Annotated in this window: 9 protein-coding genes and 3 pseudogenes; 5 read left to right on the top strand and 7 right to left on the bottom strand. The window is 69.2% G+C overall.

The window, feature by feature from the left end:
* The 3 genes and pseudogenes from G3N64_RS29640 to G3N64_RS29630 form a co-directional block, all read left to right on the top strand.
* Positions 1-309 (top strand): annotated as a pseudogene (locus G3N64_RS29640) (hydroxymethylbilane synthase); the annotation flags it as partial.
* Positions 309-2303 carry a fused uroporphyrinogen-III synthase HemD/membrane protein HemX gene (gene hemDX, locus G3N64_RS29635; RefSeq protein WP_205787261.1) on the top strand — a complete coding sequence of 665 codons (1995 nt, stop codon included), beginning with the start codon at positions 309-311 and terminating at the stop codon, positions 2301-2303. The pseudogene G3N64_RS29640 and the gene hemDX, both read left to right, overlap by 1 nt.
* 2 nt (positions 2304-2305) lie before the next feature.
* Positions 2306-3493, top strand: coding sequence for a heme biosynthesis protein HemY (locus G3N64_RS29630; protein ID WP_205787260.1), 1188 nt, complete (start codon positions 2306-2308; stop codon positions 3491-3493).
* A gap of 114 nt (positions 3494-3607) precedes the next feature.
* Here G3N64_RS29630 and G3N64_RS29625 read toward each other — a convergent pair whose 3' ends face one another.
* The 4 genes from G3N64_RS29625 to G3N64_RS29610 form a co-directional block, all read right to left on the bottom strand.
* A complete protein-coding gene (locus G3N64_RS29625) occupies positions 3608-4009 on the bottom strand; it encodes a DUF4180 domain-containing protein (RefSeq protein WP_241021271.1) in 402 nt (133 codons plus the stop codon).
* Between the two features lie 13 nt (positions 4010-4022).
* Positions 4023-5327 (bottom strand): MFS transporter, encoded by a 1305-nt coding sequence (locus G3N64_RS29620; protein ID WP_205787258.1) that lies wholly within the window; start codon positions 5325-5327, stop codon positions 4023-4025.
* 128 nt (positions 5328-5455) lie between these two features.
* A complete protein-coding gene (locus tag G3N64_RS29615) occupies positions 5456-6214 on the bottom strand; it encodes an SDR family oxidoreductase (RefSeq protein WP_174931698.1) in 759 nt (252 codons plus the stop codon).
* Between the two features lie 91 nt (positions 6215-6305).
* Positions 6306-7745, bottom strand: a complete 1440-nt coding sequence (locus tag G3N64_RS29610; RefSeq protein ID WP_205787256.1) for an aldehyde dehydrogenase family protein — start codon at positions 7743-7745, stop codon at positions 6306-6308.
* Between the two features lie 323 nt (positions 7746-8068).
* Here G3N64_RS29610 and ppa point away from each other — a divergent pair, with 323 nt between their 5' ends.
* On the top strand, positions 8069-8596 hold the full coding sequence (ppa, locus tag G3N64_RS29605) for an inorganic diphosphatase (protein WP_011352863.1): 528 nt from the start codon (positions 8069-8071) through the stop codon (positions 8594-8596).
* A gap of 54 nt (positions 8597-8650) precedes the next feature.
* Here ppa and G3N64_RS29600 read toward each other — a convergent pair whose 3' ends face one another.
* A complete protein-coding gene (locus G3N64_RS29600; protein WP_205787255.1) occupies positions 8651-9538 on the bottom strand; it encodes a GIY-YIG nuclease family protein in 888 nt (295 codons plus the stop codon).
* Between the two features lie 49 nt (positions 9539-9587).
* Positions 9588-10541, bottom strand: a pseudogene (locus G3N64_RS29595) (helix-turn-helix domain-containing protein); the annotation flags it as partial.
* Here G3N64_RS29595 and G3N64_RS29590 point away from each other — a divergent pair.
* Positions 10540-11751, top strand: a pseudogene (locus G3N64_RS29590) (glycoside hydrolase family 3 C-terminal domain-containing protein); the annotation flags it as partial. The pseudogenes G3N64_RS29595 and G3N64_RS29590 sit on opposite strands and share 2 nt — an antisense overlap.
* A gap of 72 nt (positions 11752-11823) precedes the next feature.
* Here G3N64_RS29590 and G3N64_RS29585 read toward each other — a convergent pair.
* Positions 11824-13002 (bottom strand): GNAT family N-acetyltransferase, encoded by a 1179-nt coding sequence (locus G3N64_RS29585; RefSeq protein WP_205787254.1) that lies wholly within the window; start codon positions 13000-13002, stop codon positions 11824-11826.
* Between the last annotated feature and the right edge of the window lie 60 nt (positions 13003-13062).

Here is a 13062-nt window from a genome sequence, read left to right as displayed (position 1 = left end):
TTCTACCCGCAGACCGCGATCGCGGTCGAGGCCGGGCGGATGGTGTCGCGCGCGCTCGGCGGCAGCTGCGAAGTGCCGCTCGCCGCGCACGCGGTGTGGCGCGCGGGCGAGTTGTACCTGACGGGCCGCGTGTCGACGACCGACGGCAAGCGCGTGCTGACGGCCGAGGAATGCGGGGCCGTCGTGACCGTCGCCGATGCGCTCGCGCTCGGTCGCGCGGTGTCCGACGAGCTCGAGGCGCAAGGCGCGCTCGACATCGTTCAGGCGCTGCTCGCGGGCTCGCAGGCCGCCGGCAAGGGCGACGCCTGATGGCGGGCGGCGCGCGCGCGTTCACCGCTGTCCTGACGCGCCCGGACGGCCAGTCCGGCGCGCTCGCATCGCAACTGGCCGAGGCCGGCTGCGACGTGCTCGAATTCCCGTTGATCGACATTGCGCCGGTCGACGATCCGGCGCCGCTCGATGCGGCGTTCGCGGCGCTGGCCGACTACGCGCTGGTGATTTTCGTGTCGCCGAACGCGATCGACCGCGCGCTCGCGCAGTACGGCGCGATCTGGCCGAATGCGCTGCCGGTCGGCGTGGTCGGGCCCGGCAGTGTCGCGGCGCTCGAGCGTCACGGCATCGCGGCGCCCGCGCATCGCGTGATCGCGCCGCAGGCGCCTGCCGACGGTGGCGTACCCCATTACGATTCTGAAAGCCTGTTCGCGTGCATCGAGGCTGCGTTCGGCGGCGCGCAGGCGCTGGCGGCCAAGCGCGTGCTGATCGTGCGTGGCGACGGCGGGCGCGAATGGCTCGCCGACCGGCTGCGCGAGGCCGGCGCGGACGTCACGCTCGTCGCCGCGTACCGGCGCGTCGTGCCGGAGCCGCGCGTCGGCGCGTGGGAGCGCGTGCATGCGCTGCTCGACGGCGCACCGCATGCGTGGCTCGTCACGAGCTCGGAAGGCGTGCGCAACCTGCACGAACTCGCGCGGGCGCACCTGAACGATGCCGAGATCGACGCGCTGAAGCACGCGCCGCTCGTGACACCCCATCCGCGGATCGAGCAGACCGCGCGCGCATTGGGTTTTGATAGGATTACGCTGACCGGCGCGGGCGATGAGCGCATCGTCCGCGCGTTTCGAACGATGGCCGACGAGGCCGTCCAACCGGCGACAGCCGCACCGGTGACTAAACGCATGACAGATACCAACGATTCCAAAAGCGTCGCTTCCCAGCCGGCCGCTGCATCCGCACCGCCGTCCCGTCCTGCCTACATGGCGTCCGAACCGCCCGCGCGCCGCGGCGGCAGCGCCGTGCTGTGGTTCGTCGTCGTCGTGCTCGGCTGCGCGGCGGGCGTCGGCGGCTACGCGCTGAACCGCAAGATCGACCGGCTCGACGGCACGTTCGTCGCGCGCCAGAAGGCGCTCGATGCACAGACGGCCGAGACGCGCATGAAGACCGAGCAGGCGCTCGCGAGCACGCACCAGGTCGACACGCAGCTCGCGCAGCTCGACGGCAAGCTCGCCGATGCGCAGAGCGCGCAGCAGGCGCTGCAGCAGCAATACCAGGACCTGTCGCGCAACCGCGACGCGTGGATGCTCGAGGAAGTCGACCAGATGCTGTCGAGCGCGAGCCAGCAGCTTCAGCTGACCGGCAACACGCAGCTCGCGCTGATCGCGCTGCAGAACGCCGATGCGCGCCTTGCGACGTCGCAGAGCGCGCAGGCCGTCACGGTGCGCAAGGCGCTCGCGCTGGACATCGAGAAGCTGAAGGCCGCACCGGCGGCCGACCTCACGGGCCTCGCGATCAAGCTCGACGACGCGATCGCGAAGATCGACGCGCTGCCGCTGTCCGGCGAGGCGATCGTCCCGCACGACGCGCCGAAGGCCGCGCCGGCCGCCGCCGCGTCGTCGGCCTCGGCCGTGGCCGTGGCCGTGGCCGTGGCCGGCGAGCCGCGCTGGAAGGTGTGGTGGCACGACTTCTCGGCCGGTCTCGGCCAGCAGTTGAAGGGGCTCGTGCAGGTGCGCCGGATCGACAACGCGGACGCGATGCTCGCGTCGCCCGACCAGGGCTACTTCGTGCGCGAGAACGTGAAGCTGCGCCTCCTGACCGCGCGCCTGTCGCTGCTCGCACGCAACGACAGTGCGATGAAGGCCGACCTGCACGCCGCGCAGGCGTCGCTCGGGAAGTATTTCGACCAGGCATCGAAGGACACGCAGACCGTCGAGGATCTGCTCAAGCAGGTTGACGGCGCATCGCTGACGGTCGCGGTGCCGAACCTGAACACGAGCCTGAACGCCGTTCAGCAGTTCAAGAGCCGGGGGTAACGATGACGCTTCGAGGAATCGTCTGGCTCGCGGTCCTGTTCGCGATCGCCGCTGCGCTCGCCACCGTCGGCCGTTTCGACGCGGGGCAGGTGCTGCTCGTCTATCCGCCGTACCGGATCGACGTGTCGTTGAACCTGTTCGTGATCGCCATCGTCGTGCTGTTCATCGTCGTGTATGCGCTGCTGCGCATCGTGCGCAACATCTGGCGCATGCCGCAGCGGGTCGCCGCGTATCGGGCGCGTTCGCGCAACGAGAAGGCGCAGGCGTCGCTGCGCGACGCGATCGCGAACCTGTACGCGGGCCGCTTCTCGCGCGCGGAGAAGGCCGCGCGTGAAGCGCTGTCGGTCGATGCGAACCAGGGCGCGGCGAGTCTTGTCGCGGCCACCGCCGCGCACCGGATGCACGAGTACACGCGCCGCGACGACTGGCTGTCGAGGGTCGACGCACCCGAATGGCAGGACGCACGGCTGCTTGCCGCCGCCGACATGCGCGCCGATGCACGCGATGCCGACGGCGCACTCGCCGCGCTGGCGGACCTGCAGGCGGGCGGCAAGCGCATCCATGCGCAGCAGGTCGCGCTGCGCGCACAGCAGCAGCTCAAGAACTGGGCCGAGGTGCTGAAGCTCGCGAAGGCGCTCGAGAAGCGCGAGGCGCTGCATCCTGCCGCGGCCGTGCGGCTGCGGCAGCAGGCCGCTGAGAACCTGCTGCGCGAACGCCGGCACGACGCGGACGCGCTGCTCGAGGTATGGCAGTCGCTGTCGCCGGTCGAGCGCCAGTCGCCGCGTCTCGCCGATCTCGCGGCCGATCTGCTCGTGCCGCTCGAGCGCCGCAACGAAGCGCGCCGCATCGTCGAGGACGCGCTCGCGCACAACTGGGATGCCCGTCTGCTGCGCCGTTACCCGGACACGGCCGGCGCCGACGCGCTGCCGCTGATCCAGAAGGCCGAAGGGTGGAAGAAGGATCACCCGGAGGATGCCGACCTGCTGTTCGCGCTCGGCCGCCTGTGCCAGCAGCAGCAACTGTGGGGCAAGGCGCAGTCGTTCCTCGAATCGGCACTGAAGCTCGCCGACAACGAGGCGCTGAAGGTGCGTGCACATCGCGCGCTCGCGCGCCTGTTCGAGCATCTCGGCGAAACCGACAAGGCTGCGAAGCACTACCGCGAAAGCGCGCTCGCAATCACCGTGGTCTGATGCGGGCGGCGTGGCCGCCTGCCGCAAGCGGCTCGCGCAACCCGCGCAAGAAAGCCTCGAATGCCGGAAGGCCTTCGGGGCTTTTTTTCGTCCAGGATGCGCCTGGACGACACGTCACGCGCCGAGCTTGCGCAGCAGGTCGTCCTCGCTGGCGACGAACCACACCGATTGCCCGCGATTGGATTCGCGCACGAGTGCGCGGAACGCTTCGCTGCGCGCGAGCCAGCGCTCGATGTTGCCGACCACGCCGAGCTTGACGCCGTAGTTGACCAGCTTCTGCAGGACGGCGCCTGCGAGGCCGCTTTCGAGCCGGTAGAAGTCGTCGTGCAGCGCATCGGCGGGGACGGCGATCCAGTCGGCTTCGTGCTCGTGCGCGAGCGCGACGAGGTCGAGCGCATCGCTTTCCCGATGCAGAACGGTGGCGGAAGGGGCACGGACGAGCACGCGGCTGCCGGCTGCCTGGACGACGCGATGATCCATCGAGGCCTGCTCCTGCGAATGGGGAATGACGCTCATCCGTTGCCGCCCCTTACTTGTCGACCAGCCGCTTCGGTACCGACAGCACGAGCAGCCCGCCGAGCACGAGGAACCCGGCGAGCATGTACATGCCTGAATCGTTCGCACCCGTTGCCTGCTTGAGCCAGCCCATCATGTACGGGCTCAGGAAGCCGGCGAGGTTGCCGATCGAGTTGATCATCGCGATGCCGGCCGCGGCCGCCGTGCCGCCGAGGAACGCGGTCGGCAGGCTCCAGAACAGCGGCAGCGTCGTCAGGATGCCGATCGTCGCGAGCGTGAGGCCGAGCATCGCGAGCGCGGTCTGGTGCGCCCAGATCACCGACAGCACGAGCCCGAGCGCGCCGATCGCGGCCGGAATCGCGACGTGCCAGCGGCGTTCGCGGTGCTTGTCCGCACTGCGCGCGATCAGGATCATCGCGACCACCGCCGCTGCATACGGAATCGCCGACAGCAGGCCGATCATGAACGTGTCGGTCACGCCCGTCGCCTTGATGATCGTCGGCAGCCAGAAGCCGACGCCGTAGAGTCCCATCACGAACGAGAAGTAGATCAGCGCCATCAGCCACACGCGCGGGCTCGACATCACGGCGCCGAGCGGCAGGTCTTCCTTGGTCGCTTCCTCTGCGTCGATGTTGCGGGTGAGCAGCGCCTTTTCCTCGTCGGTCAGCCACTTCGCCTTCGAGATTCGCTCGTCGAGCGCGAAGAACACGAGCACGCCGGCGAGCACCGACGGGATGCCTTCGAGCAGGAACAGCCATTGCCAGCCGTGCCAGCCGCTCACACCGTCGAACGCCTTCAGGATGAAGCCCGAGATCGGCCCGCCGATCACGCCGGACAGCGCGACGGCCGTCATGAAGAACGTCGTCATCCGGCCGCGCCGGTGTGCGGGATACCAGTAGGTGAGGTAGAGGATCACGCCGGGGAAGAAGCCCGCCTCGGCGACGCCGAGCAGGAAGCGCATCACGTAGAACATCGCGGGCGTCGTGACGAACATCGTCAGGATCGAGATCACGCCCCACGTCGCCATGATGCGCGCGATCCACACGCGCGCGCCGACCTTGTGCAGGATGATGTTGCTCGGCACTTCGAAGAGGAAATAGCCGAAGAAGAAGATCCCGGCGCCGAGCCCGTAGACGGTGTCGCTGAGGTTCAGGTCGCTCGCCATCTGCAGCTTCGCGAACCCGACGTTTACGCGGTCGAGATACGCGACCACGTAGCACAGCAGCAGGAGCGGCGTGAGCCGCCACGACACCTTGCGGTAGGTTGCTTCCTCGAATGCGCCGGACGAGCCCGGCAGCGACTGCGTCGATGTTGCCATGTTGTCTCCAGTCCTTATAGTTGGCCGGAACAGACGCAACGGCGCCCGGTCCGGTTTCGTGCGAAGCAATGCGTGGATGGCGTGCCGGCCGGTGAAACCCGGCGCGGCGCGCGAACAGCCCGGCGCGGCTAGATGCAGCGCCCGCCGTCGACTTCGAGACAGACGCCCGTGATGAACTCGGCCTCGTCGGATGCCAGGTACAGCGCCGCGTTCGCGATGTCCTGCGGCGTCGAGAAGCGGCCGAGCGGGATCGTCGCGAGGAAGCGGCTGCGATTCTCGGGGGTATCCTCGCAGCCCATGAATTCCGTCATCAACGCCGTTTCGCCGAGCACGGGGTTGATGCAGTTCACGCGGATGCGGTCGGCGCCGAGTTCGGCCGCGAGCGACTTGCTCGCGGTGATCATCGCGCCCTTCGTGCTGTTGTACCAGACGAGGCCCGGACGCGGCCGCACGCCGGCCGTCGACGCGACGTTCACGAACACGCCGCCGCCCTGTTCGCGGAAGTACGGCACGAAGGTCTGCACGCACCAGAACAGGCTCTTCATGTTGACCGCATACACGCGGTCGAATTCGGCCTCCGTCACGTCGAGCACCGGCTTGTTGCGGTGCGTGGTGCCGGCGTTGTTCACGACGATCTGCACCGCGTGGAAATCGTCGAGCGTGGCCTGCAGCAGCGCGTGCCAGTCGTCCTGCTTCGACACGTCGCCGGCCACCGCGATCGCTTTGCCGCCCGCGAGCGCGATCTCGCTCGCGACGCGCTCGGCCGCCGCGCCGTTCAGGTCGTTGACGACGACGTTCGCGCCTTCGCGCGCATACGTCTTCGCGATGCCTTCGCCGAACCCCGAGCCGCCGCCCGTGACGATTGCCGTCTTGCCGCTCAACCGCATGGTGTGTCTCCTGTGCTGGATATGAGTGTCGTCGTGCCTCGACATGCGCCGGCCGCTGCCTGCCGCGTGCCGTGTGCTGCTTGCCGCGCGTTCAGCCGTGCCGGATCGCGATCGTCTTCAGTGCAGTGAAGCCGTACAGCGCCTCGAAGCCTTTCTCGCGACCATGCCCCGAGTGGCCGACGCCGCCGAACGGCAGCTCGACGCCGCCGCCCGCGCCATAGTTGTTGATGAACACCTGGCCCGCCCGCAGGCGCCGTGCGAGACGCATCTGGCGTGCGCCGTCGCGCGTCCAGATACCCGCGACGAGGCCGTACGGCGTGCCGTTCGCGAGCGCGACGGCTTCGTCCTCGTCGACGAAACGCATCGCGGCGAGCACGGGGCCGAACACTTCCTCCTGCGCGAGCCGGTGCGCTGGCGGCACGTCGCGCAACAGCGCGGGCGCCTGGTAGAAGCCGCTTTCGGGCGCGTCGGCGACGACCTGCCCATGCGCGGCCATCGGAATGCCGTCGTGCTGCGCGTCGGACAGGAAATCCCATACGCGCTGCTGCTGCTTCGCGTTGATCAGGGGGCCGCAGTCGAGGTCGGCGCGGCTCGGGCCGACGCGCAGCCCGTTGAATGCGGTGGCGAGCCGCTCGACGAGCGGCTCGTACACCGCGCGTTCGATCAGCACGCGGCTGCCGGCCGAGCAGGTCTGCCCGCCGTTCTGCACGATCGCCGACACGAGCACGGGCAGCGCCGCTTCGAGATCGGCGTCGGCGAACACGATCTGCGGCGACTTACCGCCGAGTTCGAGCGTGACGGGCACGTGGTTCTCGGCCGCCATCTGCGTGACTACCTTGCCGGTGGCTGGCGAACCCGTGAACGAGATGTGGTCGATGCCGGGATGGCGGGCGAGCGCGGCCCCCGCTTCATGGCCGTAGCCGGTGACGATGTTGAGCGCACCGGCCGGCAACCCGGCTTCGGCGGCCAGCTCGGCGACGCGCAGCAACGACAGGCACGCATCCTCGGCCGGCTTGACGACGCATGCGTTGCCGGCCGCGAGCGCGGCGCCGACGCTGCGCCCGAAGATCTGCATCGGGTAGTTCCACGGCACGATGTGGCCCGTGACGCCATGCGGCTCGCGCACCGTCAGCACCGTGTAGCCCGCTTGATAGGGGAGGGTTTCGCCGTGCAGCTTGTCGGCGGCGCCCGCGTAGAACTCGAAGTAGCGTGCGAGCGCGGCTGCGTCGGCGCGTGCCTGCTTCAGCGGCTTGCCGGTGTCGCGCGCTTCGATCGCGGCGAGTTCCTCGAGGGAATCGGCCACGCGTGCCGACAGCCGCATCAGCACGCGGCCGCGCTCGGCGGCGCTGGTTGCGCCCCACGGGCCCGCGAATGCGTCGCGGGCCGCGGCGACTGCGCGCTCGATGTCGGGTGCCGTACCGCGGGCGATCGACGCGAACGGCTGGCCGTCGGATGGATCGATGACTGCGATGGTTTCCAGTTGCGCGGGCAACGTCCATTCGCCCGCGATGAAGTGCTTCGCCTCTTCCATGCCAGCTCCTGTCGACCCGAGTTAGCGCTTTAGCGCTTACTCGGGTCCCATGCTTCGCGGTCGACCCGAGTCAGCACTTCAGCGCTTACCCGGGTCCCATGCTTCGCGGTCGACTGACCACCGCGCTTCAGCGCCGACGCCGATCCCGTGCAACGCGTCCGGTGGTTCCACGCCCGGGCATCCGGAACGATTATCGCGCCGATCGTCATCCGGACGCCACCGGTCGATTGGCTATAATGGCGCATTCCCTTGCGGGACGCCTGCGGCGATGCATCGGCCGCGGCGCCCTGTCCCGAATTCCCATCGACCTACAGAGAGTGCTCATGAGCTTCAATCATGTTCCGGCCGGCAAGGACCTGCCGCAAGATTTCAACGTGATCATCGAGATTCCCGCGCAAAGCGATCCGGTGAAGTACGAGGCGGACAAGGAACTGGGCCTTCTCGTCGTCGACCGTTTCATCGGCACGGGCATGCGCTATCCGGTGAACTACGGCTACATCCCGCAGACGCTGTCGGGCGACGGCGATCCGGTCGACGTGCTGGTGATCACGCCGTTCCCGCTGCTGGCCGGCTCGATCGTGCGTTCGCGCGTGCTCGGCATGCTGCAGATGACCGACGAATCGGGCGTTGACGCGAAGCTGGTCGCGGTGCCGCACGACAAGGTCTGCCCGATGACGGCAAACCTGAAGTCGATCGACGACGTGCCCGAGTACCTGAAGGACCAGATCAAGCACTTCTTCGAGCAATACAAGGCGCTCGAGAAGGGCAAGTGGGTGAAGGTCGAAGGCTGGGCCGGCATCGAAGCCGCGCACAAGGAAATCACCGACGGCGCAGCGAACTACAAGAAGTAAGCGGCGTACCGGCCGCCGGCCGGTTCGTGCGAAACGCAAACCGCGCGAGTCTCCTCAGGAGGCCGCGCGGTTTTGTTTTGTGCGCGTTGTTTTCGTGCGGGTGGACGCGGGCGGTGCGGCGGGCTTGGGTGCGGCTTTCGCGCGAGTCGAGCCTGCCGCGCCGCGGCGGGGGGCTGGGGTGGCCAGGCCGGATCCGGCGACCTTCGTGGTCGATGTGCGGCGAAGTGCCGGTGCGGGAGGGTTATCGCTTCGCTCGCGCTGGCCGGGTTTGCCGTCGGCAGCCAATGCTTTCCGTTTCGGTCGCGTGCGGATTGCGGGCTTGTCCTTTTGCGTCGATGCGCGGCGCGACGATGGGGGCTTCGCGGCCGTAGCGTCGTCGACCTTCGCACGCTTTGCATCCGGTGCGGCTTTCGCCTTATTCGCGGACTGGGTGGACTTGGCGGATTGCTCGCCGGAAGCGGTTTTTTCGACCTTCGGTTTCCTGACGGATTTCGCGACTGGCACGGCTTCCTTGGCCTTCGCCGGCTTCGCAGCCTTCACGCCCTTCGTTGTTTTTCCCGCCCTTGTGTCGTCAACCGCCTTCGGCGCATCGGCGGTGTTCCCTTTCTTCGCTTTCCTTTGTCCGTGCGCAGGCGGCTGCGTCGCATCGCCGAGCCCGGCGATCGTCACGCCGGCCGGCAGCACCGACTCCAGCGTCCGCAACCCGGCTGCCAGATCACGCTTCTGCACGGGCGTGAGCCGCTTCACCCAGTATTCGGCGCGCGACGCGCTCGACCGGTCGGGCAGCGGAAACGACGCGAGCACCGCACGCGGCTTGCGCGAGCGCGTGTAGCGCGCGCCCTTGCCGGATGCGTGCTCGTCGAAGCGCGCGGCAACGTCGGTCGTGATGCCCGTGTAGACGCTGTCGTCGGCGCATTCGATCAGATACAGAAACCAGGACATGGCGGGGCGGCGGGATGCGAAGCCGTCAGTGTCTCAGAAAAAGCGCCCGTCAACGCCACCGATCGCCGTGCCCGTCGCGGAAGCGGCTCGGTGCCGCGCCGAGTTCGCGCGTGAAGAAGCGCGTGAACGCGCTCGTCGAACGGAAGCCGACTCGCACGCCGATCTCGCCGATCGGCAGTTGCGTGTTCAGCAGCAGGTCGCGCGCTTCGCCGAGCCGTGCCTGCGCGACGAGCGCGTGAAACCCGACCGCTTCGCGATGCAGCCGCCGGCGCAGCGTCCAGCGCGACATCGCGAAGCGCGTGCAGACGTGCTCCATCAGCGTGTCGGACGGCACGTCGGCGTCGTCGGCGGTGCGCAGCCAGTCGCGCACGCATTGCTCGACCGACGAGCCGAACGTCGAGCGGGCGCGCACGCGCTCGCGCGCGGCGTCGGCCGCATGACGCTGGATGTCCGCAAGCGGCGCGTTGTAGCGCTCGAACGGCGTGTCGAAGCGCGCGGAGCGCAGCACGACGCGATTGTGCGCGGCATCGAACGACATCGCCGCGCCGAGGAGGTCGCGCAGCGCGGCCGGCGGCGCGAACGCGCGGCCCTCGAACGCGGCTTCGTCGACCTGCGCGTACGGATCGTACAGGCGCGCAAGCGCGGCGAGGATCGCGAAATTCGCGAACGCGCTGCTGGCGGGCCGGCCGCCGCCCTCGTTCACATACTCGAGCGCGATCGCGCCGCCGGTTTCGTGCGCGAACACCCAGTCGACGTTGCCGATCAGTTCGCGGTAGCGCAGGTAGCCGTGCAGCGCGTCGCGCAGCGTCGCGGCGTTGCAGGTGACGCCCGCGAGCTCCGGGAACGGCGCGAGTCACGGCACGACCTGCGGCGTCGGCCGATGCCAGGACAACGGCCATTCGCTCATCAGCCGCATCGCGGCGACGTGTCGGTCGCCGGGGATGCGCCGCGCGTCGTCGGCGAGATCGGCGGCGCCGATGCCGAGCGTCGCATACAGCGGCGCGCCGCCGAAGCCGGGCGGCGCGATCGACGAAGCGGCCGGCAACGCCGATGCGCTCGCGATCGCGCGGCAATCCGCGGTACTGCTGAAGAACGCGGCCGCGCCAGGCGATGCGCAGCCGGTGCTGCCGCTGGCGGCCGGCGCGCTGAAGTCGGTCGTCGTGATCGGCGGGCATGCGGACGCGGGCGTGCTGTCGGGCGGGGGCTCGGGCGCGGTGCCGGCGATCGACGGCAATGCGGTGACGACCTGCCAGCAACCGGCCGACACGCTGTTCGGCGGCTGTGCGACCTGGTACAAGTCCGCGCCGCTCGCGGCGATTCGCGCGAAGGCGCCGAACGCATCGGTCAGCTATCTCGACGGGACCGACGCGAATGCCGCGGCGAGCGCGGCCGCGCAGGCCGATGTCGCGATCGTGTTCGCGACGCAGTGGCAGACGGAAGGGCTCGACCTCGCGAGCCTGTCGTTGCCCGATGCGAAGGCCGATCCGTACAACCAGCAATACGACCAGAACGCGCTGATCGCCGCGGTCGCGGCGAAGGCGAAGCGCGTGATCGTTGTGCTCGAGAACGGCAGCCCCGCGCTGATGCCGTGGCTCGCGAACGTGCATGGGGTGCTCGAAGCATGGTATCCGGGCACGCAGGGCGGCCAGGCGATCGCCGACCTGCTGTTCGGCGATGCGAACCCGTCGGGCCGGCTGCCGCTGACGTTCCCGAAGCAGGAGGGCGACCTGCCGCAGCCGGCGATCGACCCGGCGAAGACGCAGGCCGTCTATGCGGAAGGGCTCGCGTATGGCTATCGCTGGTTCGACGCGAAGGCGATCGAGCCGCTGTTCCCGTTCGGCTACGGGCTGTCGTACACGACGTATGCGCTGTCGGGCATGACCGCGCAGGCCGACGCAGCGGGCAACGTGACGGTCGGCGTGACGGTGAAGAACACCGGCGCGCGGGCCGGTGCGCAGACGGTGCAGATCTACGCGGCGCTGCCCGCGTCGCTCGGCGAGCCGCCGAAGCGGCTCGTCGGCTGGACCAAGGTCGCGCTGCAGCCGGGCGAGGCGCGGTCCGCCAGCGTCGCGGTGCCGGCGCAGCGCTTCGCGGTCTGGGATGCGAATGCGCACGCGTGGCGGATCGGCGCGGGCAGCTACGGGCTGTCGGCGGCGGCTTCGTCGCGCGACCCGCAGGCGCTGTCGACGACGGTGACGCTCGCCGCGCACTGAGCCGAAGGGAAGCCGCGTGGCATGCGGCGAAGCCGGTCGTGGCTTCGCCGCATGCCGGCGCGCGTGATGACGTTACTCGGCGCCGCGCCGGAACGGATCGTGTTCGCGCAGTTCGTCGACGTACGCGTGGATATGCTCGGTCTCGCGTTCGAGAAAGCGCGCGACCGCGTCCGAGAACGCCGGGTGCGCGAGCCAGTGCGCGGAATGCGTGACGGTCGGCAGGAAGCCGCGCGCGAGCTTGTGTTCGCCCTGCGCGCCGCCTTCGAACGTGTCGAGCCCGGCCTCGATGCAGAATTCGAGCAACTGGTAGTAGGCCGTTTCGAAATGCAGGCAGGGCACGTGCTCGAGCGCCCCCCAGTAGCGGCCGTACAGCGTGCCGCCGCCGTTTTCGCCGCGCCGGTAGACCGCGAGCGCACTCGCGATCGGCTGGCCGTCGGTTTCCGCGATCACGAGCAGCAGGTTCTCGGGCATCGTCGCGCCGATCGTGCGGAAGAAGTCGAGGTTCAGGTACGGGCTCGAAAAGTGTTCGCGATAGGTCTGCCGATAGCAGCGCGAGAAGAAGCGCCAGTCGGCGTCGGTGATCCGGTCGCCGGTGAGCCGCCGGAACGTCACGCCGGCATCGTGCACCTTGCGGCGCTCCGCGCGGATGTTCTTGCGCTTCTTCTGCTCGAGCGTGCCGAGGAAATCGTCGAAGTGGCGGTAGCCGTCGTTGATCCAGTGGAACTGCACGCCTTCGCGCAGCATCATCCCCATCGATTCGAGGAGCGCCGCTTCGTCGCCGGTCGGGAACAGCACGTGCAGCGACGACACGTCGCTCTGCTCGGCGAACGCGAGCAGCGTGGCCGCGAGCCGGCGGCGCGCGTCGTCGTCGGCCGCGAGCAGGCGGGTGCCCTGCACGGGCGTGAAGGGCACCGCGCACAGCAGCTTCGGGTAGTAGGGCAGGTCGTTGCGCTGGTACGCGTCGGCCCACGCCCAGTCGAACACGTATTCGCCGTACGAATGCTGTTTCGCATAGACGGGCGCGGCGGCCGCGAGGCGGCCGGTGCGCTCGTCGGTCAGCGTGACGAAGTGCGGCGACCAGCCGGTATCGTCGACCGCGCAGCGCGCGACGTGCAGCGCGTCGAGGAATTCGTGGCGCAGGAAGGGCGTCGGCTGCGCGTCGCGGGCGAGCAGCGCGTTCCATTCTTCGGCCGGCACCTCCGCGGGGGACGACAGGATGCCCGTGCGATAATCGATGCGTTCGTGTTTCAAGCGTGAATCCGTACCGTTCTGTGTCGCCGGATGCGCGGGCCTGTGCGGCCCGCACCGGGA

The organism is Burkholderia sp. Ac-20344, assembly GCF_017104975.1.
Lineage (GTDB): Bacteria > Pseudomonadota > Gammaproteobacteria > Burkholderiales > Burkholderiaceae > Burkholderia.
Note: the sequence above shows the minus strand (reverse complement) of the source record. Positions and strands in the feature narration are given on the sequence as shown.

Coding starts and splice junctions, on each gene's coding strand:
- hemDX (WP_205787261.1), top strand. CDS start 309: ATGGCGGGCGGCGCGCGCGCGTTCACCGCTGTCCTGACGCGCCCGGAC.
- G3N64_RS29630 (WP_205787260.1), top strand. CDS start 2,306: ATGACGCTTCGAGGAATCGTCTGGCTCGCGGTCCTGTTCGCGATCGCC.
- G3N64_RS29625 (WP_241021271.1), bottom strand. CDS start 4,009: ATGAGCGTCATTCCCCATTCGCAGGAGCAGGCCTCGATGGATCATCGC.
- G3N64_RS29620 (WP_205787258.1), bottom strand. CDS start 5,327: ATGGCAACATCGACGCAGTCGCTGCCGGGCTCGTCCGGCGCATTCGAG.
- G3N64_RS29615 (WP_174931698.1), bottom strand. CDS start 6,214: ATGCGGTTGAGCGGCAAGACGGCAATCGTCACGGGCGGCGGCTCGGGG.
- G3N64_RS29610 (WP_205787256.1), bottom strand. CDS start 7,745: ATGGAAGAGGCGAAGCACTTCATCGCGGGCGAATGGACGTTGCCCGCG.
- ppa (WP_011352863.1), top strand. CDS start 8,069: ATGAGCTTCAATCATGTTCCGGCCGGCAAGGACCTGCCGCAAGATTTC.
- G3N64_RS29600 (WP_205787255.1), bottom strand. CDS start 9,538: ATGTCCTGGTTTCTGTATCTGATCGAATGCGCCGACGACAGCGTCTAC.